The 24,333-nt window shown below is 62.2% G+C and carries 25 protein-coding genes; 9 read left to right on the top strand and 16 right to left on the bottom strand.

Features of this window, described 5'->3' with window-relative positions; genetic code table 11:
* The first annotated feature begins 177 nt into the window (after positions 1-177).
* Entirely contained in the window at positions 178-1,182 is a 1,005-nt protein-coding gene (locus E5X88_RS12315) for a polysaccharide deacetylase (RefSeq protein ID WP_292161546.1), read from the top strand.
* 27 nt (positions 1,183-1,209) lie between these two features.
* Here E5X88_RS12315 and sbmA read toward each other — a convergent pair whose 3' ends face one another.
* The 3 genes from sbmA to E5X88_RS12300 all read right to left on the bottom strand — a co-directional run bounded on the left by sbmA (position 1,210) and on the right by E5X88_RS12300 (position 4,119).
* Positions 1,210-2,487, bottom strand: a complete 1,278-nt coding sequence (gene sbmA, locus E5X88_RS12310; protein ID WP_292161545.1) for a peptide antibiotic transporter SbmA — start codon at positions 2,485-2,487, stop codon at positions 1,210-1,212.
* 117 nt (positions 2,488-2,604) lie between these two features.
* Complete coding sequence (locus tag E5X88_RS12305) at positions 2,605-3,765, bottom strand: YbfB/YjiJ family MFS transporter (protein WP_292161544.1); 1,161 nt, start codon at positions 3,763-3,765, stop codon at positions 2,605-2,607.
* 141 nt (positions 3,766-3,906) lie between these two features.
* Positions 3,907-4,119 carry a hypothetical protein gene (locus E5X88_RS12300; RefSeq protein ID WP_292161543.1) on the bottom strand — a complete coding sequence of 71 codons (213 nt, stop codon included), beginning with the start codon at positions 4,117-4,119 and terminating at the stop codon, positions 3,907-3,909.
* A gap of 96 nt (positions 4,120-4,215) precedes the next feature.
* On the opposite strand from E5X88_RS12300, the gene E5X88_RS12295 reads away from it, so the two are divergent.
* The 3 genes from E5X88_RS12295 to E5X88_RS12285 all read left to right on the top strand — a co-directional run bounded on the left by E5X88_RS12295 (position 4,216) and on the right by E5X88_RS12285 (position 6,850).
* Positions 4,216-5,130, top strand: coding sequence for a LysR substrate-binding domain-containing protein (locus E5X88_RS12295; RefSeq protein WP_292161542.1), 915 nt, complete (start codon positions 4,216-4,218; stop codon positions 5,128-5,130).
* 84 nt (positions 5,131-5,214) lie between these two features.
* Positions 5,215-6,471: an aminopeptidase gene (locus tag E5X88_RS12290; RefSeq protein ID WP_292161541.1), complete on the top strand. Its 1,257-nt coding sequence runs from the start codon at positions 5,215-5,217 to the stop codon at positions 6,469-6,471.
* Between the two features lie 22 nt (positions 6,472-6,493).
* On the top strand, positions 6,494-6,850 hold the full coding sequence (locus E5X88_RS12285; protein ID WP_292161539.1) for a DUF488 domain-containing protein: 357 nt from the start codon (positions 6,494-6,496) through the stop codon (positions 6,848-6,850).
* Between the two features lie 137 nt (positions 6,851-6,987).
* On the opposite strand, the gene ugpC is transcribed toward E5X88_RS12285, so the two are convergent.
* The 5 genes from ugpC to E5X88_RS12260 form a co-directional block, all read right to left on the bottom strand.
* Positions 6,988-8,055 (bottom strand): sn-glycerol-3-phosphate ABC transporter ATP-binding protein UgpC, encoded by a 1,068-nt coding sequence (ugpC, locus tag E5X88_RS12280; protein WP_292161538.1) that lies wholly within the window; start codon positions 8,053-8,055, stop codon positions 6,988-6,990.
* 31 nt (positions 8,056-8,086) lie between these two features.
* Positions 8,087-8,812 (bottom strand): SDR family oxidoreductase, encoded by a 726-nt coding sequence (locus tag E5X88_RS12275; RefSeq protein ID WP_292161537.1) that lies wholly within the window; start codon positions 8,810-8,812, stop codon positions 8,087-8,089.
* Between the two features lie 64 nt (positions 8,813-8,876).
* Positions 8,877-10,382, bottom strand: coding sequence for an extracellular solute-binding protein (locus tag E5X88_RS12270; protein ID WP_292161536.1), 1,506 nt, complete (start codon positions 10,380-10,382; stop codon positions 8,877-8,879).
* A 59-nt stretch (positions 10,383-10,441) separates the two neighbouring features.
* Complete coding sequence (locus E5X88_RS12265; protein ID WP_126039536.1) at positions 10,442-11,314, bottom strand: carbohydrate ABC transporter permease; 873 nt, start codon at positions 11,312-11,314, stop codon at positions 10,442-10,444.
* A 1-nt stretch (position 11,315) separates the two neighbouring features.
* Positions 11,316-12,203: a carbohydrate ABC transporter permease gene (locus E5X88_RS12260; RefSeq protein WP_292161535.1), complete on the bottom strand. Its 888-nt coding sequence runs from the start codon at positions 12,201-12,203 to the stop codon at positions 11,316-11,318.
* A gap of 155 nt (positions 12,204-12,358) precedes the next feature.
* Here E5X88_RS12260 and E5X88_RS12255 point away from each other — a divergent pair, with 155 nt between their 5' ends.
* Complete coding sequence (locus E5X88_RS12255; RefSeq protein ID WP_292161534.1) at positions 12,359-13,279, top strand: sugar-binding transcriptional regulator; 921 nt, start codon at positions 12,359-12,361, stop codon at positions 13,277-13,279.
* A gap of 189 nt (positions 13,280-13,468) precedes the next feature.
* Here E5X88_RS12255 and E5X88_RS12250 read toward each other — a convergent pair whose 3' ends face one another.
* Entirely contained in the window at positions 13,469-14,272 is an 804-nt protein-coding gene (locus tag E5X88_RS12250; protein ID WP_292161533.1) for an HAD family hydrolase, read from the bottom strand.
* A gap of 4 nt (positions 14,273-14,276) precedes the next feature.
* A complete protein-coding gene (locus E5X88_RS12245) occupies positions 14,277-15,605 on the bottom strand; it encodes a sn-glycerol-1-phosphate dehydrogenase (RefSeq protein ID WP_292161532.1) in 1,329 nt (442 codons plus the stop codon).
* Positions 15,606-15,744: 139 nt separating this feature from the next.
* On the opposite strand from E5X88_RS12245, the gene E5X88_RS12240 reads away from it, so the two are divergent.
* Both E5X88_RS12240 and E5X88_RS12235 read left to right on the top strand, forming a co-directional pair.
* Complete coding sequence (locus E5X88_RS12240) at positions 15,745-16,728, top strand: sugar-binding transcriptional regulator (protein ID WP_292161531.1); 984 nt, start codon at positions 15,745-15,747, stop codon at positions 16,726-16,728.
* A 38-nt stretch (positions 16,729-16,766) separates the two neighbouring features.
* Entirely contained in the window at positions 16,767-18,263 is a 1,497-nt protein-coding gene (locus E5X88_RS12235) for an FGGY-family carbohydrate kinase (protein ID WP_292161530.1), read from the top strand.
* Between the two features lie 19 nt (positions 18,264-18,282).
* On the opposite strand, the gene E5X88_RS12230 is transcribed toward E5X88_RS12235, so the two are convergent.
* Positions 18,283-18,639, bottom strand: coding sequence for an ArsC family reductase (locus tag E5X88_RS12230; RefSeq protein ID WP_292161529.1), 357 nt, complete (start codon positions 18,637-18,639; stop codon positions 18,283-18,285).
* Positions 18,640-18,812: 173 nt separating this feature from the next.
* Here E5X88_RS12230 and E5X88_RS12225 point away from each other — a divergent pair, with 173 nt between their 5' ends.
* Positions 18,813-19,178: a metalloregulator ArsR/SmtB family transcription factor gene (locus E5X88_RS12225; RefSeq protein WP_292161528.1), complete on the top strand. Its 366-nt coding sequence runs from the start codon at positions 18,813-18,815 to the stop codon at positions 19,176-19,178.
* On the top strand, positions 19,175-19,660 hold the full coding sequence (locus tag E5X88_RS12220; RefSeq protein WP_292161527.1) for an SRPBCC family protein: 486 nt from the start codon (positions 19,175-19,177) through the stop codon (positions 19,658-19,660). Before E5X88_RS12225 ends, E5X88_RS12220 begins: the two co-directional genes overlap by 4 nt.
* 92 nt (positions 19,661-19,752) lie before the next feature.
* On the opposite strand, the gene E5X88_RS12215 is transcribed toward E5X88_RS12220, so the two are convergent.
* The 5 genes from E5X88_RS12215 to E5X88_RS12195 are packed head-to-tail and all read right to left on the bottom strand — an operon-like array spanning position 19,753 to position 24,331.
* On the bottom strand, positions 19,753-20,301 hold the full coding sequence (locus tag E5X88_RS12215; RefSeq protein WP_292161526.1) for a 2'-5' RNA ligase family protein: 549 nt from the start codon (positions 20,299-20,301) through the stop codon (positions 19,753-19,755).
* Between the two features lie 59 nt (positions 20,302-20,360).
* Positions 20,361-21,347: a 2-dehydropantoate 2-reductase gene (locus E5X88_RS12210; RefSeq protein WP_292161566.1), complete on the bottom strand. Its 987-nt coding sequence runs from the start codon at positions 21,345-21,347 to the stop codon at positions 20,361-20,363.
* Positions 21,348-21,349: 2 nt separating this feature from the next.
* The gene (locus tag E5X88_RS12205) at positions 21,350-22,882 is read right to left on the bottom strand and encodes an acyl--CoA ligase (protein WP_292161525.1); all 1,533 of its coding nucleotides are present in this window, start codon (positions 22,880-22,882) and stop codon (positions 21,350-21,352) included.
* Complete coding sequence (locus E5X88_RS12200) at positions 22,875-23,573, bottom strand: fumarylacetoacetate hydrolase family protein (protein WP_292161565.1); 699 nt, start codon at positions 23,571-23,573, stop codon at positions 22,875-22,877. The genes E5X88_RS12205 and E5X88_RS12200 overlap by 8 nt, the downstream gene beginning before the upstream one ends.
* Positions 23,574-23,575: 2 nt before the next feature.
* Positions 23,576-24,331: an ABC transporter permease gene (locus tag E5X88_RS12195; RefSeq protein WP_292161524.1), complete on the bottom strand. Its 756-nt coding sequence runs from the start codon at positions 24,329-24,331 to the stop codon at positions 23,576-23,578.
* Positions 24,332-24,333 lie beyond the last annotated feature (2 nt).

The raw sequence follows: 24,333 nt of genomic DNA, 5'->3' as shown, positions 1-24,333 counted from the left end.
CTGCCCCGGCCGGGGCGGTTCATGAGCCCGCGTTTTAGCGAAATTTTGTCGGCATGGAAGGGGTTCGGCAGGAAAATCGGCTAATCGCCGGATACGTGGCCACCAGAGGTGACCGTACCCACGCCACATTTCGCCGATAGCCGGTGCCGACCATTGCTAAATCCAGACCGGATGCTGATGCCTCGTTTGTCCCGCTTTGTTGCGTTTTCTCTTGCCTCGCTTGCGATGGCAGGCACTGCCCTCGCCGATCCGCCCGCGGCGCCAGCACCGGCAAAGCCTAAGCAGGCCGTCATCATCTCGTTCGACAGCGCCCGCGATATCTCGCAGTGGAAGCGCAGCCGGGCGCTGGCCGCCCGCACCGGCGCGCATTTCACTTATTTCGTGTCCTGCGTCTTCCTGCTCTCGCCGGAGACGCGCAAGGAGTACACGGCGCCCGGCAAGACATCAGGCAAGTCCAATATCGGCTTTGCCGCCTCGAAACAGGAGGTCACCGAGCGGCTTGAACAGATTCGGTTCGCCGTCTCGGAAGGCCACGACATCGGCAGCCATGGCTGCGGCCATTTCGATGGCAAGGACTGGAGCAAGGCCGACTGGCTGAGCGAGTTTGGCTCCTTCTCGCATATTCTCGAGAACGCCTATTCGATCAACGCCATTGCCCCCGAACCCGCGGGCTGGCGCGACATCGCACGCAAGGTGGTGGGCTTTCGCGCGCCCTATCTGTCGGCAAACGAGGCGCTTTACAGGGTGCTGCCAAAAGCAGGCTTCCTGTTCGACGCAAGCGGTGTATCGCGTGGCCCTGCCCTGCCACCGACCGGCAATGGCATCACGCGCTTTTCGCTGCCGCAGATTCCGGAAGGTCCAAGGCCACGACCGGTGATCGCCATGGACTACAATCTCTATGTCAGGCACTCGGGCGGCTTCGAGCGGCCGAGCAAGGCGGCCGAGTTCGCCAACCGGACTTATGACGCCTTTCGCGCCGCCTTCGACACCCAATACCAGGGCAAACGCATTCCGCTGGAGCTCGGCTTCCATTTCACGCTGATGAATGACGGCGCCTACTGGAATGCGCTGGAGCGCTTTGCCGGCGAGGTCTGCACCAAGCCCGATGTCGAGTGCATTAGCTACCGCGACTATGTTTCGCGCCAACGTACCAGCGAAAAGCAGGCGTCGGTGGGCGGCTGAGCCGGAAGCGCTCGCCGCCAACCACTCTTAGCTTACCGGCTGATCCTCAGGACGCAAGCCGGCTTGCTCACTCTCCAAATAACGCTGGTCGATTTCGGGCAGCGGCTCCCCTTCGAGCGTCGCCTCGAAGGCGCGCAGGCGTTTCTGGATCGAGATCAACTCGACGATCGTCGGCCATGCATTGACCAAGTACTGAAATGAAGAACTGACCTGGCCGAAAGCGGTGGAAACCTGCTGCCATATGCCCAAGGTAATTGTTCCAGCAGCGATCGTGGGAATGAGGATCAAACTGGAGAAGATGGCATCTGCCTGCAAATAGCCGGATCGGACGATGTTGAAGTAGGCGTAGTGGAAGTAGAGGGTGAAGTAGTTGCGTCGGACATGCGAAAACAGTTCTGCCACTGTCGGCGGCTCTGCGCGCGCGGCATCGTCTTCGCCGTATACGAGTTCTTTGCGGTAAGCCGCCTCGACTCGCTGATTCTTGAACTCCAGCCCCGGCAGTTTGACGCCAGCAATCATAAGAAGAGCCGTACCGAAGATCGACCAGGTGACTGCGGCTACAACCAGAGAATAGGGAATTTCGCCAACGAGGGGCAAGACTTTCACATGGCTGGAGAGTTGTGCGAGCAATGGCAAGAACGCAATCAATGTCATGACGGAGTCAACGAGCGATACACCAAGGCCCTCCATCGTAGTGGAGAACCGCATCGTGTCCTCCTGCACGCGCTGAGACGCGCCTTCGATGTGTCGCAACCTCTGCCAGTGCGTCATGTAGTAGTCATTCATGGCCGTGCGCCAGCGGAAGATATAGTGGCTGACGAAGAACCGGGTGACGACGAACAAGGCCATGCCCGAAGCGCCAATCCAGGCGTAGATCCAGAACATCGAATAGAGTTCGCCGGCGGTCACCGAGCCGGGTGTCGTAATCGCTTTCTGGAAGAGATCAAAGAAGGGTCCGCGCCAAGTATTCAGCGCCACATAAATCTGCACATTGAGATATGTAGAAAACAGGATGAGCGCCGAACCGAGGATCGACCAATCCTGCCACGGGTGAGGAGAATAAAGGCGCCAGAAGGCGTAGAAAGCACCAACCAGAAACCCAAAATAGATATAGAACCAGATAAACGGCTTGGTCGAGAAAATCGTCATTCCGAGGACCGGAGGGACATCGGCCGGTGCCGGCGGCAGACCGACCAGGGCGCCGAGTTGTTCCCCACCAAAGAACCAGAACAGAATTCCGGCAAGGCTCCAGACGGCGGCCGAAGTGAAAAACAACTTCGGCTGCGGGAAGAAGGATACGAACACTGTGGCGATTTCCTCAGTCGATGCGCAAATCAGCGGCGTTGCTGTCAGCGGGCATAAGGTCACACATCGGCTGGAAAGAGAATGGTGGCCTATGCCCGGTGTCGAGCAAGACCATAATCATGGCGATTTTGGCGCAGCCGACCAGGTGATCACGCCGGAGACAAGCAGAACGGCGGCGGCCACGATCGACGCGAGGAAGAAATCGCCCGAGGCTTGCGCAAGCAGACCGGCAACGATCGGACCGATGATCTGACCGAGGCCGAAGGAGGCTGTCATCAACGCCAGGACCCGGCGTGGCGCTCGCGGGACAAGCTGCCTTCCGGTCTGCAGGCCGAGCGCGGTGATGGCGATGAAGGTTCCGCCAAGCAGAAACCCGCCGAGCAGCGGCCCAATGTGTCCGCCCATGGCGACGCTCGCGGTGACGCCGACCACCTCGACGAGGCACCCTAAGGCATAAGCCGCATACAGGCCGATCCTTGCGGCGATCTTCTGCCAGAGCCAGATCGAAGGAATCCCGGCAAGGCCGGTGACCATCCAGACCACTGCTTCGAAGACGCGTCCGCCGCCACCCTGCCGGACAATGGCGATCAGAAACGTCGCCGTCACGATGTAGCCGAAGCCGAACAGGCCATAGGCAACGATGATCTTCATCAGCGAGCGGTCCTTCGGCAGTGCCGGTTCGCGACCGTCGGCGCCGTTGGCGGTCGCAGTGCTGCCGACCAGCAGCGCCACGACGACCAAGGCGCATGCCGAGATCGCGGCGGACCAGAACCAGCCCGCCGCCCAGCCGGCATGTCCCGTCACGAGGATCGCCATCAGCGCCGAGGACGCCGCTATACCGAGGCCGACGCCGCCGAAATGCAGCGCCTGCAGGTCGTTTCGTCCGGCCGCGGCCAGATGGCCGAAAACGATGCTGGACATGAAGACCAAGACGAAGGCGCTGGCCAGACCGGCAAGAAACCGGATGACGAGAAAGGTCGCCATAGTACCGGCCAGGCCCATCGCCCCGGTGAGGACTGCGGTGGCGGCAAGACCGACCAGCATCAGCAGGCGCTCGCGGCCGTGCGCCCAGCCGCCAACCGCTGCAAGCGCGCCGACGAGATAACCCAGATAGTTGGCGGATGCGATCCAACCGGCGTCCGCCGCCGACAGGCCGAGCTCTTCCATCATGCCGGGCAGGATCGGCGTATAGACGAAGCGGCCGATGCCCATGGCGACAGCCAAGGCGACCATGCCGGCGAAGGCGAGACGCAAAGGGGATGGCGGAACAGCTTTCATTGCGGTGCACAATAGGTGCACGAGCCTGTCAAACAATCCGCTTGTGTTGGGCCAGAGCGGCTCGCAGCGGTTGTCGGCAACCAGTCTCAGCCCGCCCCTACCAGCGGCAGAGGGCGACGGTCCGCCGGCGTTTCAGCAGCTTCAACCGCACCCCGCTTGCACCGTTGTCATTTCGTAGGCAGTGCGCCGGGCGGTCAGCCTGAACGGCATGTCGCCGAGTTCGCGCTCCGACATGGTGCCGAGCACAGGATGCGACAGCGGATCGATCGCCCATCGGGCGGTCTCGCTCTCATGCGACCGGCTCTGCCGCGTGCCGGCAACGGAAAAGACCCTGAGCAACGATAAAATCTTCATCGGATTTTCCTCCAGAGGTCTGCTTGCCCGTTAGAATCTGCCATTGTGCCTTGTGTTTCAATTGAGATTTCAACCGTTCAGGTTTAGAAAAACTATATGGTCTTGCTGAACCGCGTCCACCTCAACGGCCTGCGCGCCGTGGAAACCGTCGCCCGCCTGGGATCGCTTTCGGCTGCGGCGAGCGAACTCAACGTGTCCCCCAGCGCCGTCAGCCAGCAGGTCAAGCGGACAGAAGAGCAACTCGGCCAGGCGCTGTTCGAACGAACGGCAAGCGGTCTCGTGCCGACCGAATTCGGCACCGTCTTCACAGCGCGGCTCGGGGCAGGTTTCCGCGAGCTTGCGCAAGCCGTGGCGCTCGCCGACGAGGCTTCCGAATGCACTCTGGTGGTTTCGGCCGCGCCGGCTTTCGCGTCGAAGTGGCTGCTGCCGAGACTGTCACGCCACTTTGCCCGGCATCCGAATGTGCTTTTGCGCATCGACGCCTCGGTACGGATTGCCGATCTCGACCGCTCGGACATCGACATCGCGATCCGGCTTGGCGACGGCAAATGGCCGAGCGGGCGTGCTGAACTGCTGCTGGCGCAGGAGGTCTTCCCGGTCTGTGCCCCGGTGATCGCCAACAAGCTGAAATCGATCGAAGACCTAGCCTTGACCTGCGCGATCACCGACGAAAGGGCGATGATCAGTTGGGAAAGCTGGTTCGAGGCCGCCGGGGCAGAGCCGGTCACCTTCCTCAAGGGCGCGCGCTTCACCGACCCGATGCTGTGCCTGGAATCGGCGATCGCCGGCCACGGCGTCATGCTCGGCTGGCAATTGCTGACCGCCGATGCGCTGGCCGACGGCCGCCTTGTCGCGCCTTTCGGCGTGCGTGCCCAGAGCGGGCTCGGCTATTGGCTGGTGACCTCCGCCACCAAGAGCGAAAGCCGCAAGGTCAGGGACTTCAAGATCTGGATCCGCGAGGAAATAGCGGCGACCATGGCGCAATTCGGGTCGCTCGCCCGCGCGGACTGAGCCTGCCCAGTGCAATCGCGGTGGAAAGTAGAGCGGTGCCGGTCTATGTAGGAACCAGACTCCCACATCACGGCAGGCAGGATCATGACCACACATTCGCGCGGCGTTTCCGCAACGATCGACCCGGTGAAGCTCGACAGGCTGGCCGAGGTCGCCATCAAGGTCGGGCTGCAGTTGCAACCGGGGCAGGATCTGGTGCTGACATCGTCGATCGCGGCGCTGCCACTGACGCGACGGATCGTCGAGCACGCCTACAGAGCGGGCGCCGGCTTGGTGACGCCGATCTTCAACGACGACGAAATCACGCTGGCGCGCTTCCGCTATGGGGCGGACGCCGGCTTCGACCACGCCGCCGGCTGGCTCTATGAGGGCATGGCGAAGGCCTTCGCCAACAATGCGGCACGGCTTGCGGTGCGCGGCGAGGACCCGTCGCTGCTGTCGGCGCAGGATCCGGCGAAGGTGGCGCGCGCCAACAAGGCGAATTCGATCGCCTACCAGCCGGCGCTGGAAAAGATCACGGGCTTCGACATCAACTGGAACATCGTCGCCTATCCCGATCAGGCCTGGGCCAAGCAGGTATTTCCGGACGATACCGACGACGTCGCCGTGGCGAAACTCGCCGACGCGATCTTTGCCGCCTCACGGGTGGATGTGGACGACCCGATCGGCAACTGGACAGCGCATAACGCAGCGTTGCGCAGCCGTACCGAATGGCTGAACGGCCATGATTTCCACGCGCTGCATTTCACCGGACCCGGCACCGACCTCACCGTCGGCCTGGCCGATGGCCATGAGTGGATGGGCGGCGCCTCGACCGCCAGGAACGGCGTCACCTGCAACCCCAACATCCCGACCGAGGAGGTCTTCACCACGCCGCATGCAAGGCGCGTCGAAGGCCATGTCTCAAGCACCAAGCCGCTGTCCTATCAGGGCACGCTGATCGACGGCATTGCCGTGCGTTTCGAGGCAGGCCGCATCGTCGAAGCCAAGGCCAGCCGCGGCGAGGAGGTGCTGAAGAAAGTGCTCGACACCGACGAGGGCTCGCGCCGTCTCGGCGAGGTCGCACTGGTGCCGCATTCCTCGCCGATCTCGAAGAGCGGCCTCTTGTTCTTCAACACGCTGTTCGACGAGAATGCCGCCAGCCACATCGCGCTCGGCCAGTACTATTCGAAGTGTTTTGTCGATCGCGCGTCGCTCAGCCAGGACGAGATCGCGGCGCGCGGCGGCAACAAGAGCTTCATCCATATCGACTGGATGATCGGTTCGGACAAGATCGACATCGACGGCGTCGGCAAGGACGGTAGCCGCCTGCCCGTGATGCGCAAGGGCGAATGGGCCTGACAGGAGCGCGTCGCGAGGTTCCATGGCCTTCGATATCGCGGTCAAGCGCATCTATGAGCCGGCATCGCCCGCTGACGGGCAGCGGGTGCTGGTAGACCGGATATGGCCGCGCGGGCTCCGCAAGGCAGATGCCGCGCTAACGCTTTGGCTGAAGGACATCGCGCCAAGCGACGAACTGCGCAAATGGTTCGGCCATGAGCCGGCGCGCTGGGCGGGATTCCAGCAGCGATACCGTGACGAGCTCGACGGGAATGGCGAGGCCGTCGGGCAATTGCGCGCGCTGCTGGGCAAAGGCCGGGTGACGCTGCTCTACGGCGCCCATGACGAGATGCACAACAACGCAGTGGCGCTGGCTGACTATCTGCGCGAAACGGGCTGAGGCAGCGCGCCCCCTCGAGGTGTCGCCGCCGCCACGCAGCACAAGTTCAGGATCGCCTCCAGGCAGTTGCGTTGGGTGTGACCGCCTCGTGGTCGGACCATTTTTGATTTCATGATCGTCCGATCGCGAATCTCTCCTCAGGCGACACGCAGTTCCGTGGCCGCATCGAAGAGGTGCACCTTGCCCGGCAGTACCGAGAGATTGATCGCGGCGCCGGCGTTGCGGCGCTCGTCACGCGGCACCACGGCGACGGCGTCGTACCCCGCCACGCGCAAATGAATCTGGACATCCGCGCCGGTTGTTTCGGACAGCACGACCTCGCCCTTGATCTCACCCGCATCCGAAATGCCGAGATCGTTGGGCCGGACGCCCATGATGACCTTTTGGCCTGGCTCCGCCTTGATCTCCGGTGAAAGGCCGATCGACACGCCTTCGGCGACGAAGCGAGGACTGCCGCCCACGGTCTCGACAGCACCGGCGATGAAATTCATCGAAGGCGAGCCGATGAAATCAGCGACATATTTCGAGTTCGGGCGCTCGTAGACCTCGTCCGGCGTGCCGATCTGCATGATCCTGCCGGCGTGCATCAGCACGATCTTGTCAGCCATCGTCATCGCCTCGATCTGGTCATGGGTGACGTAGATCGTGGTCGTGCCGAGACGATTGTGGAGTTGCCGGATTTCCACGCGCATATGAGTGCGCAGCTTCGCATCGAGATTGGAAAGCGGCTCATCGAAAAGGAAGACGGCGGCATCGCGCACCATGGCGCGGCCCATGGCGACGCGCTGGCGCTGGCCGCCCGACAGTTCCTTGGGATAGCGCCCAAGATAGGGCGTGAGATTGAGGATATCCGCTGCCCATTCGACCTTCTTCCTGATCTCCGCCTTTGGCAATTTCGCCACTTCGAGACTGAAGCCGATATTGTCGAACACCGTCATTGTCGGATAGAGTGCGTAGTTCTGGAACACCATCGCGATGTCACGATCGCGCGGGTGAACGTCGTTGACCCGCCTGTCGCCGATCAACAGATCGCCGTTGGTCACGCTCTCGAGCCCTGCTGTCATGCGCAGCAGCGTCGTCTTTCCGCAACCGGACGGCCCAAGAAGCACGACGAATTCGTGGTCGGCAATGCCGAAGGAGATGTCCTTCATCACCTCGACATGCCCGAAACTCTTGGCGATGTTTCTATATTCTACGGTGGCCATTCTCTCTCTCCAGAAGCCCTGATTCGGGTCGTCAGTATTTCTGCCTGGTCGGCGTGATGACGATTTCCTGCACGAGAGCGTTCTGTGGCATCTGGTAGGTGTGCAGCATGAGGTCAGCGACGTGCTCCGGCCCGATCCCGCCGCCGATCTTGAGCTTGTTGGCCTTGTAGTTGGCTAGCGTCTGTGGATCGAGCACGCCGCTCAGAACTTCGGTTTCGATCACCCCGGGCGAAAGCACGACCACGCGGACGTCATAGTCGGAAAGATAGTCGCGCAGCGATTCCGACACGGCGTGAACGAAGAATTTCGTCCCGCAGTAAACGGTATGATCCGGATAGACCTTCCGGCCAGCGATCGAGCTCATCATGAACAGCGTCCCGTGACGACGCTCCATCATGCCCGACATCACCGCGTGGACCGAATTCAGCACGCCCTTCGTGTTGATGTCGATCATCTCGTCCCATTCCTCGGGCGGCTGGCGGCCTATATCGGCAAGACGCGCGATGCCGGCATTGGCGAAGAGCATGTCAACCGGTCCGTATTCGGCTTCCGCCTCCTTCACGGCGGCTGCGATTGCGGCGCGGTCCCGGACATCGACCTGCCGGGCCATGCTGTCGGGCAGGTTCAGCGCCTCCATGCGCTCCAGACGGCGGGCCATCATCAAAACGGGGTGGCCAGCGCGCGAAAACGCCTTGGCGACGGCCTCGCCGATACCGGAACTCGCTCCTGTCACCGCTACGAGCTGTTTTCCAGCCATTGCTTTTCCTCTTGGGAGTTGTCGATACACGGGGTGGCGGCCTCAGGCCGCCACCCCGGAACACTCAGCTCTTGGCGACGAGATCGTCGACCTGGGTTTTCAGAGCGTCGAGCGACTCCTTGGCCGTCCCCGACTGGCCGGCGAAGTACTTGCCCAGCGCAACCGGAATCATGTCGCTCGAAAGTTCCGCCCATGCCGGGAGGTCGGGCTCGGAGCCCATGTAGTTGGCGATGGTGTCGCGCACGACCGGCAGATGGCGGGTCGTGCCGGCGCCGACACGGGCATTGGCCAGCACGCGCGGATCGTCATAGACGCTGGTCCGCGTTGGGCCTGTACCGCCGCCCAGAACGGTTATCAGCGCCTGGGTGTCGGCTGAAGTCGCCCACTGCATGAAAATCCAGGCGGCGTCCGGGTTCTTCGAATATTTCGACACCGCGAGCGAAGAACCGCCCTGGTGACCAACGCCCGGAATTTCGCCGAATCCGGTCTGTTCGACCGTGCGTAGCGTGGCGGCCGGCTTCGGCGGAACCATCGCTTCCATCAGACCGGAGACCTTGGAGGCGTTGGGATCATCGAAGAACGGGAAGAATTCGCCCCAGGACAGCATCGAGGCGGCGACGCCCTGGCCGACCGACTGGCCCTCGCCATCCCATGTCCAGCCATCGACGCCGGGCGGCATCGTCGCCTTGAGCTTGTCCCAGTAGGCCATCGCGGCCAACCCAGCTTCATCGTTGCCGGTGAATTTGCCGTCGGCGCCGAAAATCGAACCGCCATGGCCCCAAAGCCACGCCGTCCAATCGCATTCGAGGCTGTAATGGCCCGATTTCATCTGGCCGCTGGTGCCATACATGTTCGGGCCCTTGGCGTCGGTGATCGCCGCGGACGCCTGCAGCAAATCGTCCAGCGTGGCCGGAGGCGGCAGCTTGAGCTCGTCCCAGATGTCCTTGCGGTACTGCATGATGAAGATCGGGATGTCATAGGGCACGCCGACCATGCGGTCCTCGTACATGGCGATACCGTCGACGAGCGGCTTCAGGAAGTCGTCGATATTGTAGTTCGGCATCGCCAGCTCGGCGTTCTTGAGCTGCTCGCGCGGATCGAAGACGTCCTGGCTGAAGCTCGCCGCCCAGCTCTGGTCGATGTAGTAGAGGTCGTAAGTGCCGAGGCTCGACGCCACGTCGAGCGTCAGCTTCTGCAGCACCTGCTCGAGCGGCAGCACTTCGATCTCGACCTTGATGCCGGTAGCCTCCTCGAAATACTGCTTGAGCTGCGTGGCGATGGCATTCGACGGCGGCGTCGATTCGGTGGCGAGACGCAGGGTCGTTCCGGCAAAGGGCTTGCCGACATCCGAGAGCCACTTGGTGATTTCGGCGCTGGGCTTCAGTTCCTGTTCCTGGGCCGATGCCTGGCTGATGCCGTAGAACGGACGTCGTCCCAGGCCCATGCCGAGAGCGCCGGCGCCGAGGCCGAGAATGCTTGCTGCGCGAAGAAACGAGCGCCGGTCCATCTGTCCGCGAACGAAGCGATCGGTGACAGAGGCAAGATGCGCCTTTCTGATGCTGTCTTTCATTGTCTACTCCTCCGGTTTAATTCGCGATTTTCACAAGGCTGCGAATTCGAGCCTCCCATCTATTGTTTCAACGATCCCATCGTGAGACCGCGCACGAGATGCTTTTGAACCAACAGAATGAAGATGAAAGCAGGAATGATGGATGCGGCGCCAAGCGCGGCCATGTTGCCCCAGGCGGTGCCGATCGAGGTAACGAAGGTCGACGAGACGACAGGCACGGTCTTGAGCGACGTGGTGGTCAGGGTCAGCGCAAAGAGGAATTCGGTCCAGCTGAAGATGAAGCAGAGGACTGCCGTGGCGGCGATGCCGCCCTTGGCCATCGGTAGCACAATCCGCCGGAAGATCATAAAGCGGCTGGCGCCATCGACGATCGCGCTCTCGTCGATCTCGGAAGGAATGTCGTCGAAGAAGCTCTTCATCAGGAGAACGGCGAGCGGCAGGTTCATCAGCGCATGGATCAGCACCATGCCGGTATAGGTGTCGATGAGCCCGAAATTCTTGTAGATGAAGAACATCGGAACCGCGACCGCCACAGGCGGCATCATGCGCGTGGACAAGACCCATCCGACGAAACTGTGCCGGCCGCGGAAGTTCATGCGCGACAGGGCATAGGCGGCAACCGTGGCGATGGCGACGGCGAGCACGGTCGACAGCGTCGCGATCACGATCGAATCCCAGACGCGGGGCGCCATGTAGAAATTGCCGCCGCCCGGCGTAACGGTGATACCGCCGCTGCCCAGCGAAATTCCGAACACCTTCTGGAAATTGTCGAAGGTCGGCGTGAAGGCGAACAGTTTCGGCGGCCGGTTGAAGATGTCATTGCCGTGTTTGAACGCCACCGACGTCCAGTAGTAGATCGGAAAGAAGAAGACTGCGACCACAACCCAAGCGGCGATGGTGCGAAGCATGCGCGTCGAGAAGGAGCCGTTCATTCTACCATTTCACCTTCGCGATACGGATGAAGAGGTTGGCAATGACGAGGATAATCACGAGGGTGACGAGGCTGAGCGTGGCGCCATAGCCCCATTTTACGAAGCTGAACGTCTGCTGCCACGCATAGAGGGAAAGCGAATAGGTCGACGCTCCCGGCCCGCCGGACGTCATGACGAAGACGTAGTCGAAGACGCGGAAGAGATCGATGCCGCGGACCAGGACGGCGATCGCGATCACCTTGGACATCATCGGCAGCGTGATGCGCCGGAAAATCTGGAACGATGACGCACCGTCGATCATCGCGGCCTCGTAAGGCTCCGGCGGCAGCGCCCTCAGACCAGCAAGGAAGATGAGGACCATGAACGGCGTCCACTGCCAGATTTCCGCGACGAGAACGCCGGCAAGCGCGGTCGACGCCGTGGCGAGGATGGGATTGTTCGGATTGAGCAGGCCGATGGACTGCAGGAGATAGCTGATCACCCCGAACTGCGGATCCTCCATCAGCAGATACATCATGCCGACAATGGCCGGCGGGATGACGAGCGTCATCGTCAGCACGCCGCGCAGAAAGCCGAAACCGAAGCCGTCGCTGTCCAGGAGCAGCGCGATCGCCATGCCGAGCACCAGTTCAAAGACCAGCGCGATGGCGAAATAGGTGAAGGTGATGACGAGCGACTGCCAGAACCGCGTATCGTTCCAGAGCTGCACCCAGTTTTCCATTCCGACGAATTCAAGCGCCCGCCTGCGCGGGACGAATTCGTGGAAGCTCAGCCAGATGTTGTAGATCAGGGGATAGACAGTGAAGACAAGCAGGATTGCCACCAGCGGCAGCAGCCAGGGCAGCGGATGATCCGAAATGACGAAACGTCTGGCTTGGGCAACCCGCACGCGTTCCTCCCGAACCGCTTCGTTTTGCGATGCACAAATGTTCATATCTTGTGCATTTGTTCAAATGCTATATCGTCACCATGTCCGTGGCAAGCACTTGTTGGCCGGCGACAGCGGCGTTCGGACGGGTGCGCCACCAGCATCGGAGAACCCTCATGACGTCGATCGGCCTTCTGGCACGGGTTGCCCATCAATATTTCGTGCTGGGCGAAACGCAGCAGGCCATCGCCGAGCGGCTGCAGATCAATCGCACCAAGATCCACAGGCTGCTGGCCGAGGCGAAGGAGCGCGGCATCGTCTCGATCCGCATCAACGCCGGGACGTCCCAAGCCCTCGAAATGGAAGAACAGCTCAGGCGGAAGTACCGGCTCGACATATGCAGCATCACGCCTGATGACACCGGCTCGGAGCTCGGCCTCTCCGAAGTGATCGGCATCTATGCCGCGCAGACCGTCGAGACGCTGCTCAGGGACGACATGACAGTCGCCATGGCGTGGGGCCGAACCATGAGATGGCTCGCGTCCAACATCGAACCGGTGACGCTCAGGAACGTTACCGTCGTACCGCTTCTCGGCTCTCTGTCGCGCCGGTCGTCGATCGACAAATACGACGCCGCCGCCGTCTTTGCCCAGCGCACTCAGGCCGAATCCTATTATCTCCCCGGACCCATCATCTGCGACAGCCGCGAAAGCCGCGAGACGATCCTGCAGCAGCCGAGCGCGCGTGAGGTTATCCAGAAGGCGCTGAATGCCGACCTTGCGCTCATGAGCGTCGGCGGCACAACCAGCTCGACGCTTCGGAGCGTCGGTTACATGACGGACGAGGAATTCGACGACATCCTGAGAATGAAGCCGATCGGGAACTTTCTCGGCTATTTCTTCGACCGGAACGCCGAACTCGTCGACCATCCCGTCAACGAACGCATCGTCGGGGTTTATCCTCTCGACACACTGAACATTCCCAAACGCATCCTCGTTTCCGGCGGAAAGAACAAGATCGGCATCATGGCCAAGCTCCTGGAAAAGGGATTCTTCACCGGCCTCATCACCGACCAGGAGACGGGCAGTTCGCTCTGACATCCGCGGGCCGGGATCGCTGCAGCAAGCGAAGGTGCTGCGCGGTGTTGTCCGGAACATCGCATTCGCTTTCATCTGAAAGCAAATTGCCACCGAGTCCTCCCTAAGCCGTCCCTGGTTCTGTTCCATCGCCTGCAGAACATCCTTTGCGTCTTTTCCGAGCGGTCCACTTCGCGCCGGCCAATCAGGCTACCCCGACCTCCGGTTTGCCAGAATGATGTCGGCAATCTCGACGAAGCCGCGGCCACCCCGCGAGGTGGCGACGAAAGCGGGTTCGGCGTCGATCTGTCCCTGGAAATCCATCACATTCGCGACCCCGAACGAGTTCGGAAAGAACCCGAACATCGGCGCATCGTTCGGGCTGTCTCCGACGAATGCATAGGCCTGTCTTTCAACATCGAGATCGGTCCCGAGTCTCTCGCTCGCAAAGCGACGCGTCATCGACAGCTTGTCGTACCGGCCAAACCAGCCGTTCACATGGATCGACGAAATCTTGGCGACAGCGCCGGCTTCCTCGAACATCTGCTTGATGCGCCTGGCATCGGACATCGGCAGCGCCGGAACATCTTCGCAAAAGTCGATGGCCAGATCGGCTTCGCGATATTGCTGGTCGGCGGACACGGCCGAACCCGGCACTTCCCGGACAATGCGTTGTTCCAGTTCGGCGAGCCTGCGCCTGTTTTCCCGGCGTTCCTCAGCGCTCGCCGCGAAAACCCGGACCATCTTTCGCGCTGGCTGATCATAGGCGAAGTAAAAAGCGCCATTTTCGCCGACAACGCCCGTCACCGGCCAGAACCGGGCAATCATGTCGCACCAGCCCGCGGGTCTCCCGGTAATGGGAGCAACGACGAGGCCTGCCTCGTGCAGTCGTTCGAGCGCACGGTAGGCATCGGCCGGAAGACGACCCTCGGTCGTCAACGTATCGTCGATATCGCAGAAGACGCCGCGAATGCGCGACGCAGCTTCAGGGCCGAATTCGACGAGGTCGCGCATCCGGTCAGGCTTCCCCGCGAGCAAAATCCTCCAGCATTCCTGCATCCGCAGCAATGTCGAGGAACGAGAAGCGATTGCGCATCTCCCGGCAATGAATGACGGCTTCGCGATAGAAATTGGCTGGCGTGCCCAATTCGGCCGCTGAGACCGGGCCGCCGGTAGATTTCAGCAGGCGCTGCATCTCGTCGACCGGCACCATGAATTGCTTGAGCTCCTGCCTGAGCGTCGGCCAGAGCTCCTGCAGGCGCTCGTTGAATGCGGCGGCGGCATTCCCGTCGAAGGCCTTCTTCTTCAGTTCGTCGAGACATTGGGCGGCGACAGCCGGCCCCATGCGGCGGACCATGTCGTCGGGATCGATCTTCGTCGCCTTCAACACCGGCGGCTTGTCGCTTGCAAGCATTGCTTGCTGCAATCGCGCCATGGTGAGTGAAGCGACGCCAACCTGGGTGCCGTGGAGCGTACCGGGGTGGCGCCCGCCGGCGAAGCAGTCGATGTAGTGCGATATCTGATGCTCGCCCATCGAACCGTGGTTGGAGACGCCGGTGAAGGAAATGCCGAGGCCGCAGAGCGTCAGCACGCGGTAGAGATAACCATTCGCCTCGATGTCGTGTTCGGCAAGCTTTGCCGCACGCTCGTTGAGCGCCGCCTCATCCTTTTCCTGGATGAGAAACGGTACCTGATGGTAGGCGGTGCCAAGCAGACGGTGCGACATCCACCAGTCGATCTGGGCGACCGAGCGGCAAAGGCAGTCACCAAACCCCGCCGCCGACAGATAGGTCGGGGCGGCAGCAGAGACGCCGAGATCGACGAAAAAGCCTGACGGCGCATGGGAGGGGAGCGATACTTTCAGGCCGCTTTCAAGCGTGATGGACGCGGTCGTCGATGTGTAGCCGTTCATCGAACCGGCCGTCCCGAACACGCAATAGCGCCGTTCATTCCTTCCGGTGACGAACTTGCAGAGATCGTTGATCGTGCCGGAACCGACCGCGACCACGGCATCCGCATCCGCGAGTTTGACGGCTAGGCTTTCGACATTGGCCATGTCGGCGTGTGGGTGATCCAATATCAGGACATCGACAGGGCCGAGCGTCTTCAATTCGCGCGCGACGCGTTCGCCAAGCGCATCATAGGTCGCGGCATCGGCAACGACCGTGAACCTCTCGCCTAGATCGAGCTCCGAAACGAGATCGGCCGCCCGCCCTTCGAGGCTTTCTTCGATGACAATCCGGTCATACGGCACCACGGCCTTTTTACCGGTCTCCGGGCTGGTCCAGTTCCCGTCCAAAATGTCGTCGATCAATGTCGTCCAGGATCCGGCTGCCGGATTCGTCATGGCGTCCTCTTCTGGGGCAACTCTCTAATCGAGACGCAGGCGCGCTGCGCGATCAAACAATAGTCACTTGCCCATGTCTTTTGTCAAGTATGTACCCGCAACGCTTGACTTCATTCTGCAAACCTGCGGAAAAAGGGACATGAATGCCGATGCCGACATCGACCTGGTCCGCCCCTCCGGGCTCTCGGCACTGCCGTCCGAATTCGACAGCGCGGTGGCGTGGGCTGCCTGGCTCTACTATGTCGACCAGCTTAACCAGAGCGATGTGGCCAAGGTTATGAACCTCTCCAGGGCGAGCGTGGTAAACTATCTGCAGGAGGCGCGCGAAAGCGGACTGGTCGCCGTGCAGGTCGACCACGACGCTTTTGCCCGCACCTCGACCTCGCGGCGTCTCATGGAAAAATACGGGCTCCGCGGCGCGGCGGTTATCCCCGACCTCGATCCCAGCGATGCCGACCGCCGCATCGGCGAGGCGGCAGGACGGTTGCTCGCGTCCATGGTCGATCCGGGCGACACGATCGGCGTTGCCTGGGGAAAAACCGTGCTCGCTGCCGCCCGCTCGATCCCACGGCTACGGCATAACAGGAACCTCACCGTCGTCCAGCTCTCGGGAAGCTCGATCGGCACCAGCGATTTCTCGCCGGAATTCTGCACCTCGCTGATGGCCAATCGGCTCGGTGCCCGCTGCATCAACCTGCTTGCCCCGGCGATCGTCTCCACCGACAAGCTGCACGACGAACTCATGCAGGAGCCGATGCTCGTCAACCAGTTCCGCATGATACATGCCGCCGGCAAGGTCATCTTCGGGATCGGCGATATCGGGCCGGAGAGCACCTATGCCCGAGCCGGGATATCGGATGCCGCCGCGCTTGCCGGCATGATCGAACAGGGAGCGCTCGGGGTGATCATCGGGCGGTTCATCGACGCTCAAGGGGCTGCTTTCGCAACTCCGCTCGATGGACGCACCGTCGGCATCACGCTCGACGAACTGAAAGCGGTGCCTGTCCGCATCTGTGCAGCCGGTGGCGCCCGCAAGATCGGGGCGATCAGGGCTGGGCTCGGCGGCGGATACGCGACACATTTTGTCACCGACCTGGCCACCGCGAACATTCTCTTGGAATAGCCAGACTCGGCGGAACTCATCGTCTCGGGAGGACAATCATGGGCAGCAGCGACGGACCTCTTGTCGTCGGCCTCGACAGTTCCACGCAATCCTGCAAGGCGATTGCCTGGAGCCGGGACGGACGAGCCGTCGCGGAAGGCCGCGCACCGCTCGATCTGATGAAGCCGAGGCCGGACTATGTCGAGCAGGAGGTCACCGACTGGTGGCGGGCCGCAACGGCAGCGCTGCGACAGCTTGTCGGCGCAGTCGATGCAAAACGCATCGCCGGTATCGCGATCTCCAACCAGCGCGAGACCGTTGCCCTCATCGACGGCGCCGGCGAGCCGATCGGACCCGCGAGCCTGTGGCTCGACGAACGTGCCGCCGGGCTGGTCGACCGTTTCGCGGCTGAGATCGGCCGTGAGCGGCTGCACGCGATCACCGGCAAGCCGATCGACGTGACGCCGGTCGTCTACCGCCTGAAATGGCTGCGCGAGAACGAGCCGAAACGGTTGGATCACGCTGACAAAATCCTCGACGTGCATGGCTATCTGACGCTGAAACTGACGGGAACGCCGAGTGCGAGCTGGACGAGCGCCGATCCGTTCGGTCTCTTCGACATCTCGCGCAAGGCATGGTCGCAGCCGATCCTCGATCATCTCGGCATCAAGCCGTCGCAACTTCCCAATGCGGTACGGTCCGGCACGCGGGTCGGGACCGTTCATGCCGCGGCCGCCGCGGCAACGGGCCTTGCCGAGGGAACGCCGGTGATTGCCGCCGGCGGTGACGGGCAATGCGCCGGGCTCGGCGTCAATGCCATGCGCGACGGCGTCGTCTATCTCAATCTCGGAACTGCGATCATCGCGGGAATCTGGTCGCGGGAACCGGTGGTCGGCGCCTTCTGGCGTACCATGACCTCGCCGACAGGCGATGGCTATTTCCTCGAGGCAGTGCAGCGGGCGGGTGTCTATTTCGTCAACTGGTTCGTCGACACGTTTGCCGGCGGACGCTCCGATCCGGCGATCTTCGACCGCCTGGAACGGGAAGCGGCGGCTGTCCCGATCGGCTCGGACGGACTTCTCGCCGGCACCACCCTGGTCGGCTGCATGGACCCGCATTGGGATCCGAGCGCACGCGCGAGCTTCATCGGCATGCACCCCTCGCACACGCTCGGTCACTTTTATCGCGCGGGGCTCGAGGCGATGACGCTGCAAACCGCCCGGGCTCTCGAAGAGATGCGCAGCCATGGTCTTTCGCCGGCGCAAATGGTGGCGATCGGCGGCGGCGCCAACAGCAAACTTTGGACAAAGATGATCGCGGACGCAACCGGGATCTCGATCCATAAGGGTCACAATGCTGAAGCTTCCTCCCTCGGCGCAGCCATCAGCGCCGCGGTCGGAGTCGGATGGTTCGAGAGTTTTGCCGGGGCCGCGAACGCCATGACGAGCATCGTCGAGACGATCGAACCGGACCGACGCGACCGCGAAGCGTGGGACGCGCTGTCGGCCAGGCAGGCCAAGGTCTTCCCCGCGACCCAATTCGCCTGGCGGAATTGAGGCCCGCGCGGCGCTACACCTACTTCAACCCACCCACTACCTGCTGATAGACATCAGGCTTAAAGCCGACGAGGATGCGATCGCCAAGATCGAGAACCGGCCGCTTGATCATGGTCGGTTTGGCCAGCATCAGTGCCTTGGCCTTCTTCTCATCGAGGCTCATCTTGTCCTTGTCCGCCAGTTCGCGAAACGTCGTGCTCGCCTTGTTGAGCAGGACTTCCCAGCCGACCTTGCCGGACCAGCCGTCGAGCCGTTGCGCGTCGAGCCCTTCGACCCTGTAGTCGTGAAAGCGGTAGGCGACGTCATGGCTCTCCAGCCAGACCCGCGCCTTCTTGATCGTGTCGCAGTTAGTGATGCCGTACATCGTGATCGTCAAAACCGTGGTCCCTCGGACTGATCGCTGGTCGAATCTGGCGGCACCCTAAAACCACGCTTCCCGCTTTGCCAGCGGTCCCGCCGGGCATTCCCGATTTTTGGCCTTGCCAACACTAAGGAATTTTCCTAAGTATTGCGAACCGTCTTTGCCCGATGCAGTGACGCAAGGAAGACATGACCGTGGCAACAAACCAGCAGACCGCAAGTCCGAACGTCCCGCCGATTGACGGCATTTTCCGCGCGCTCGCCGATCCGACGCGCCGCCGCGTGGTGGAGCGGCTGAACAGAAGCCCTGCCTCGGTCGGCGAGCTTGCCCAGCCATTCGGCATGGCCCTGCCCTCCTTCATCGAACATCTCAAGGTGCTGGAAAGTTGCGGCCTGGTGCGCTCGCAGAAGACCGGCCGCGTCAGGACCTACCGGCTCGCGCCTGAGCCGCTGAAGCTTGCGGAAAACTGGCTGACCGAGCAGCGCGCGCTGTGGGAGCGTCGCCTCGACCAGTTCGACGCCTACGTCATGACACTCAAGGAGAAAGACATATGAGCCCGGCGCCGCTGTTCAAACCCGATCCGAAACTCGACCTCGTCCTCGAACGCGTTGTCGATGCGCCACGAGAACTGCTCTGGACCGCCTACACCAAGCCCGAGCATGTCCGGCAATGGTTCACGCCGAAGCCGTGGATCATCACCGATTGCGAGATCGACCTGAGGCCCGGTGGGCTATTCAGGACCCGCATGCAATCGCCTGATGGCAGGCAAGTCAACGACCGGCGTTGCTGCTATCTCGACATCGTGCCGAACGAGCGGCTGGTGTGGACCGATGCACTGCTGCCTGGCTATCGCCCGTCGGGGGATCCATTCATCACCGCGGTCATATCCTTCCAGCCGGAAGGCAAGGCGACGCGCTACACCGCGACCGCCATCCACCGCGACGAAGCCACGCGCAATAACCACGAGGAGATGGGATTTTACGACGGCTGGGGCACCGTGCTCGACCAGCTTGCGGAGTACGTCAAGACGATCTGATACGGTGTCTTCTCACATGGCGGCCACGGCGTCGTCCTGGCCGCCCAACTGCCAGCGGCCAGGGAACTCGTATCGACCTTCATAACTGTGGATCAATGCAAAATTCTGCACAGTCCACCTGACTGGTTCAACGCCCGTTCCCGAACTTTGGGCACGCGTTGCCGGTCACGAAGCAACGTCACATGAGGCTCTATCGATTTGCTTACGAAAGGCTTCAGCGGGCTGTCGTCGATCACGGCTGAGAGGTTGCACCAGAAGGCTTGCAGCACTGGCGAGCTGTCACTGCTGCGAAGCACCAGCGCTCCGCCGCCGAAGGCCGACAGGCGATCGAGAGAAACCTCAAATGGCCTCGCCTGTATCAACGAGCCGATATGACGGGCGACGCCGATCAAACCGGCTGGCCGGCGTTGATGATAGCCGAGACCGACGAGCGTTATGTGAATGTGACTTTCAGGGATTAGCGTGCCGCGCAATCCCAGCTCACGACGAAAGCTGACGCGTTTTTTTGCCAGTAATGCGTTGATCGGCTTTTCGACCAAGACCGCGAAAAACACATGGTGTCTCCGATTCTGGTCTGGCTCGTCCCAGCGGAAAAAAGTCTGACCGTTCTGGCCTATCCCGAACGAAGGCAGCTCGTTCATGGCTGATCCCTCCCGGATGTTGCATCCAAAAGATCAGACTAGAACAAAAGAAGAACAAACTACAAGGAAGAATAACAGCCGCGCTCGATGGCAAGCCGCCGCACCAGAGCCAGCACGTTGTCGATGGTGGGTGTCGACTGGCCGGTCAGCCGGCCGAGTTCCTGGACCGCCGTCACCAGCGCGTCGATCTCCATTGGCCGGCCGCGCTCCAGATCCTGCAGCATCGAGGTCTTGTGCTCGCCGACGTCGCCGGCGCCCTTGATGCGGCGGTCGACCGATATCGGGAAACGAACGCCGAGGCTTTCGCCGATCGCCTGCGCCTCCAGCATCATGGTGCGGGCAAGTGTGCGGGTTGCTTCGTCGGCAGCGATTGCCGCAAGCGTGCTGCCGGTCAGCGCGGAAATCGGGTTGAAGGAGAGATTGCCCCAGAGCTTCACCCAGATTTCACTACGAATGTCGTCGCGAACCGGCACCTGCAGCCCCGCCGCAACCATCTCCTCGGCAAGCCGCGTGACGCGTTCGCTTTTCTCGCCCGAAGGCTCGCCAAGCGAAAAGCGTTTTCCCTCGATATGGCGGACCAGGCCGGGCGCATCCACCTCGGCCGCCGGATAGACGACCGAGCCGATGACGCGATCCGGTCCAAGCCGGTCCCAGATCACCCCACCAGGATCCACCGCTTGCAACCGCGTGCCTTCGAGCGACCCGCCGATCTTGTGGAAGTACCACCACGGCACGCCATTCTGCATGGTGACGACGGCCGTCCCCTCGCCCAGCAGCGGCGCGATCTGGTCGAGCGCTGGTGCAAGCGAATGAGCCTTGAGCGCCAACACGACATAGTCCTGGACGCCCAGCTCCTGCGCCTGCGCGGCGGCCCTGACAGAGGCGACGGATTCATGACCGTCTTCGATCAGGCGAAGCCCACCCGTCTTAATCGCATCGAGATGCGCGCCGCGCGCCACGATCGACAGATCGACCCGGCCGGCCATCGCAAGTTTGGCCGCGAGATAGCCGCCGATCGCGCCGGCGCCAAAAATGGTGATCCGCATCATTATCCAAGCCCGGGTTTGGCAAGACCGAGTTTGGTCGCGAGACCGATACGCTGCAGCTTGCCCGTCGCGCCCTTCGGGATTTCGTCCAGGATCAGGACAATGCGCGGCACCTTGAAATCGGCAAGCCGCAGCGCGGCAAAGCTGCGGATGTCGCCTTCGGTGGCAGCCATGCCCTCGCGCAGCACGATCGCGGCCGCGACCTCCTCACCAAGCTTGTCGTGCGGCGTGGCGAAGGTGACGACCTGCGCCACCGCCGGATGGTCCATCAGCACGTCATCGACCTCGAGCGGGGAGATCTTCTCGCCGCCGCGGTTGATGATCTCCTTGAGCCGGCCGGTGACACGCAGATAGCCGTCTTCGTCGAGCACGCCCTGGTCGCCGGTATGAAACCAGCCATGCGCGAAGGCCGTGGCATTGGCGTCCGGATTCTTCTCGTAGCCTGCGGTCACATTGGGTCCGCGAATGACGATCTCGCCAGTCTCACCCGGCTTCAGCAATTGCCCGTCGGGCGCCATCACCGCCACCTCCGGTCCGGCGGCCGCGCCGACGCTGCCCGGCTTGCGCAGGCCCGGCGGCAGCCGGTTCGAGGCCATCTGGTGCGCGGCTTCTGTCATGCCGTAGGATTCGATCACCGGGCAGCCGAAGGTCGCCTCGAGCTCGGCCATCACCTGCGGCGGCAGCGACGCCGAGGACGATCGGATGAAGCGCAAAGGCGCCGCGGCCAGCGCATCGGCATTGCGCGCCGCGCGCGGCAGGATGGCCTGATGCATGGTCGGAACGGCCGTGTACCAGCTCGGCCGGACCTCATTTAGCCAGTGGAAGAAACGCAGCGCATTGAAGCCCGGCGTGCAGAAGACGCTGCCGCCGGCGGCGAGCGAGGACAGCACCGCCGCGATCAGCCCATGGATGTGGAACAGCGGCATGATGTTGAGGCAGCGATCGCCGGCCGTCAGGCCGAGCGTGGCGCCGATATGGGCGGCCGAGGCGGCAAGGTTGGCATGGCTGAGCGGCACCAGCTTTGGCCGCGACGTGGTGCCGGACGTGTGCAGCAACAATGCAATGTCACCATCCGCTGCCAAGCCGGACAAAACAGACGGGCCAACCGGTTTGCCCTCGATGCTGAAGCCGCCGGCCGGCGCGCCATCCTGCGCAACGAGCCTCAGCACTGCTATGCCCAGGCGCTCGGCGACGGCCACTGCAGGGCCAGTTTCGCCTTCTGCAACGAGGATCGCCTTTGCGCCGATATCGCTGAGATAAAAATCGAGTTCATCGGCCCGGTAGGCGGGATTGAGGGGCGCCGTCGAAGCGGCGGCCGCTACGGCGACAAAAGCCGTCGCCATCTCCGGGCCGTTCGGCAGCACGATGGCCACACGGTCGCCACGGCCGAGGCCGAGCGCATTGAGCCGCGCAGCCGTTTCGGAGATCAGGCGGCGCAGTCCGCCGTGGGTGAGCGTGATCCGGTCGGGTGCCGAAATCGCCGGAGCATCGTCCGCTCCGGCAGCAAGCCGTTCAACGATCGAGGCTTCAGACAACGCGAACCTCTATGTCGCCGACGCCATCGATATGACCGCGAAGAACATCACCGCGAGTGACCGCCCCAACGCCGGACGGCGTGCCGGAAAGAATAATATCCCCCGGCATCAGCGTGAAAAGCCCTGACAGATAACTGATCATTTCCGAAACTTTCCAAATCATCTGGTTGAGATCGCCGGTCTGTTTTCGCTCGCCATTGACGTCCAGCCAAATCGCTCCCTGGCCGGGATGGCCGATCGAGCTTGCCGGAACCAGTGGCGTGCATGGCGCCGATGCCTCGAAAGCCTTGCCGACCTCCCATGGACGGCCCATGTCCTTCGCCTTCCCTTGCAGGTCGCGCCGCGTCATGTCGAGACCTACGCCATAACCGAACACGCAGTCCAGAGCCTTTTCGACCGGGATGTCCGTACCGCCGCTTTTCAGCGCCACGACCATTTCGATCTCGTGATGGACATCGTTGGAGGCCGGAGGATACGGAAATTCTCCTGTCGTATCGAGGTTGTCGGGGTTCTTCTGGAAGAAGAACGGCGGCTCCTTGTTGGGGTCGTGTCCCATCTCGACCGCATGCGCGGCATAGTTCCGTCCGACGCAATAGACCCGGTGCACCGGGAACAACTTGTCGGTTCCCGCCACCGGGATACTCGGGATCGCGGTCGGTTCGATGACGTAGCTTGAGGTCGTGCCGTGCATGTTCACTGTCTTGCTCCTGCATAGTATTCGACTTTGGCTTCGGCCCGTTCGATCAGTTCGGCAACCAGCAGGGCGAAGGCAAAAAGGATGATGGTAAGGGCCCAGAATTCGGCCATGCGGAAATTTCGCGAAAAGGTCTCGAACAGCGCACCGTAACCGACGATGGCGACGAGCAACTGGCCGATGACGACGCCCTTGACGCCGCGGATGAGGCCGAGGCGGATGCCGGCAAGGATCTCCGGAAGCGCCGCCCAAACGAGGATCTTGGTGTAAAGCGCCGGGCGCGAGGCACCATAGGAACGCGCCATTTCGATCAGCGACGGCGAGATATGGCGGACCCCGGCGCGGGTGTCGAGAACGATGATCCAGATGGCAAACAGGAAGACCGCCGCAACGATCGTCTTCTCGCCGAAGCCGAACAGGATCATCAGCACCGGGACGATCGCCGAGAGCGGTGCGCTTGAAAAGATGTTGACCCACATGCCGAGCAGGTCGTCGGCGATCTTGACGCGTCCCATCAGGATGCCCAGTGGCACGCCGATCACGATCGACAGGACCATGCCCATGGCGAAGGCGCGAAGGGTCGTGACCGTAGCGCTCTGCCATGACGGGGTCTGCACGAGATCGACGGCTGCAGCCAGCACCTCGCTGAACGGCGGCAGCATGAAGACAAGGTCCAGCCGGCCGACGATTTCCCATACGACGCACCAGACGAGCAGGGACGCCATCATTGGTACACGGTAACCAAACAAGGTCATGG

It is taken from the genome of Mesorhizobium sp., from assembly GCF_004962245.1.
Lineage (GTDB): Bacteria > Pseudomonadota > Alphaproteobacteria > Rhizobiales > Rhizobiaceae > Mesorhizobium.
Note: the sequence above shows the minus strand (reverse complement) of the source record. Positions and strands in the feature narration are given on the sequence as shown.

Excerpts from the sequence above, each read along its gene's own strand:
- E5X88_RS12315 (WP_292161546.1), top strand. The coding sequence starts at position 178 with ATGCCTCGTTTGTCCCGCTTTGTTGCGTTTTCTCTTGCCTCGCTTGCG.
- E5X88_RS12305 (WP_292161544.1), bottom strand. The coding sequence starts at position 3,765 with ATGAAAGCTGTTCCGCCATCCCCTTTGCGTCTCGCCTTCGCCGGCATG.
- E5X88_RS12300 (WP_292161543.1), bottom strand. The coding sequence starts at position 4,119 with ATGAAGATTTTATCGTTGCTCAGGGTCTTTTCCGTTGCCGGCACGCGG.
- E5X88_RS12295 (WP_292161542.1), top strand. The coding sequence starts at position 4,216 with ATGGTCTTGCTGAACCGCGTCCACCTCAACGGCCTGCGCGCCGTGGAA.
- E5X88_RS12290 (WP_292161541.1), top strand. The coding sequence starts at position 5,215 with ATGACCACACATTCGCGCGGCGTTTCCGCAACGATCGACCCGGTGAAG.
- E5X88_RS12285 (WP_292161539.1), top strand. The coding sequence starts at position 6,494 with ATGGCCTTCGATATCGCGGTCAAGCGCATCTATGAGCCGGCATCGCCC.
- ugpC (WP_292161538.1), bottom strand. The coding sequence starts at position 8,055 with ATGGCCACCGTAGAATATAGAAACATCGCCAAGAGTTTCGGGCATGTC.
- E5X88_RS12275 (WP_292161537.1), bottom strand. The coding sequence starts at position 8,812 with ATGGCTGGAAAACAGCTCGTAGCGGTGACAGGAGCGAGTTCCGGTATC.
- E5X88_RS12270 (WP_292161536.1), bottom strand. The coding sequence starts at position 10,382 with ATGAAAGACAGCATCAGAAAGGCGCATCTTGCCTCTGTCACCGATCGC.
- E5X88_RS12265 (WP_126039536.1), bottom strand. The coding sequence starts at position 11,314 with ATGAACGGCTCCTTCTCGACGCGCATGCTTCGCACCATCGCCGCTTGG.
- E5X88_RS12255 (WP_292161534.1), top strand. The coding sequence starts at position 12,359 with ATGACGTCGATCGGCCTTCTGGCACGGGTTGCCCATCAATATTTCGTG.
- E5X88_RS12250 (WP_292161533.1), bottom strand. The coding sequence starts at position 14,272 with ATGCGCGACCTCGTCGAATTCGGCCCTGAAGCTGCGTCGCGCATTCGC.
- E5X88_RS12245 (WP_292161532.1), bottom strand. The coding sequence starts at position 15,605 with ATGACGAATCCGGCAGCCGGATCCTGGACGACATTGATCGACGACATT.
- E5X88_RS12240 (WP_292161531.1), top strand. The coding sequence starts at position 15,745 with ATGAATGCCGATGCCGACATCGACCTGGTCCGCCCCTCCGGGCTCTCG.
- E5X88_RS12235 (WP_292161530.1), top strand. The coding sequence starts at position 16,767 with ATGGGCAGCAGCGACGGACCTCTTGTCGTCGGCCTCGACAGTTCCACG.
- E5X88_RS12225 (WP_292161528.1), top strand. The coding sequence starts at position 18,813 with ATGACCGTGGCAACAAACCAGCAGACCGCAAGTCCGAACGTCCCGCCG.
- E5X88_RS12220 (WP_292161527.1), top strand. The coding sequence starts at position 19,175 with ATGAGCCCGGCGCCGCTGTTCAAACCCGATCCGAAACTCGACCTCGTC.
- E5X88_RS12215 (WP_292161526.1), bottom strand. The coding sequence starts at position 20,301 with ATGAACGAGCTGCCTTCGTTCGGGATAGGCCAGAACGGTCAGACTTTT.
- E5X88_RS12210 (WP_292161566.1), bottom strand. The coding sequence starts at position 21,347 with ATGCGGATCACCATTTTTGGCGCCGGCGCGATCGGCGGCTATCTCGCG.
- E5X88_RS12200 (WP_292161565.1), bottom strand. The coding sequence starts at position 23,573 with ATGCACGGCACGACCTCAAGCTACGTCATCGAACCGACCGCGATCCCG.
- E5X88_RS12195 (WP_292161524.1), bottom strand. The coding sequence starts at position 24,331 with ATGACCTTGTTTGGTTACCGTGTACCAATGATGGCGTCCCTGCTCGTC.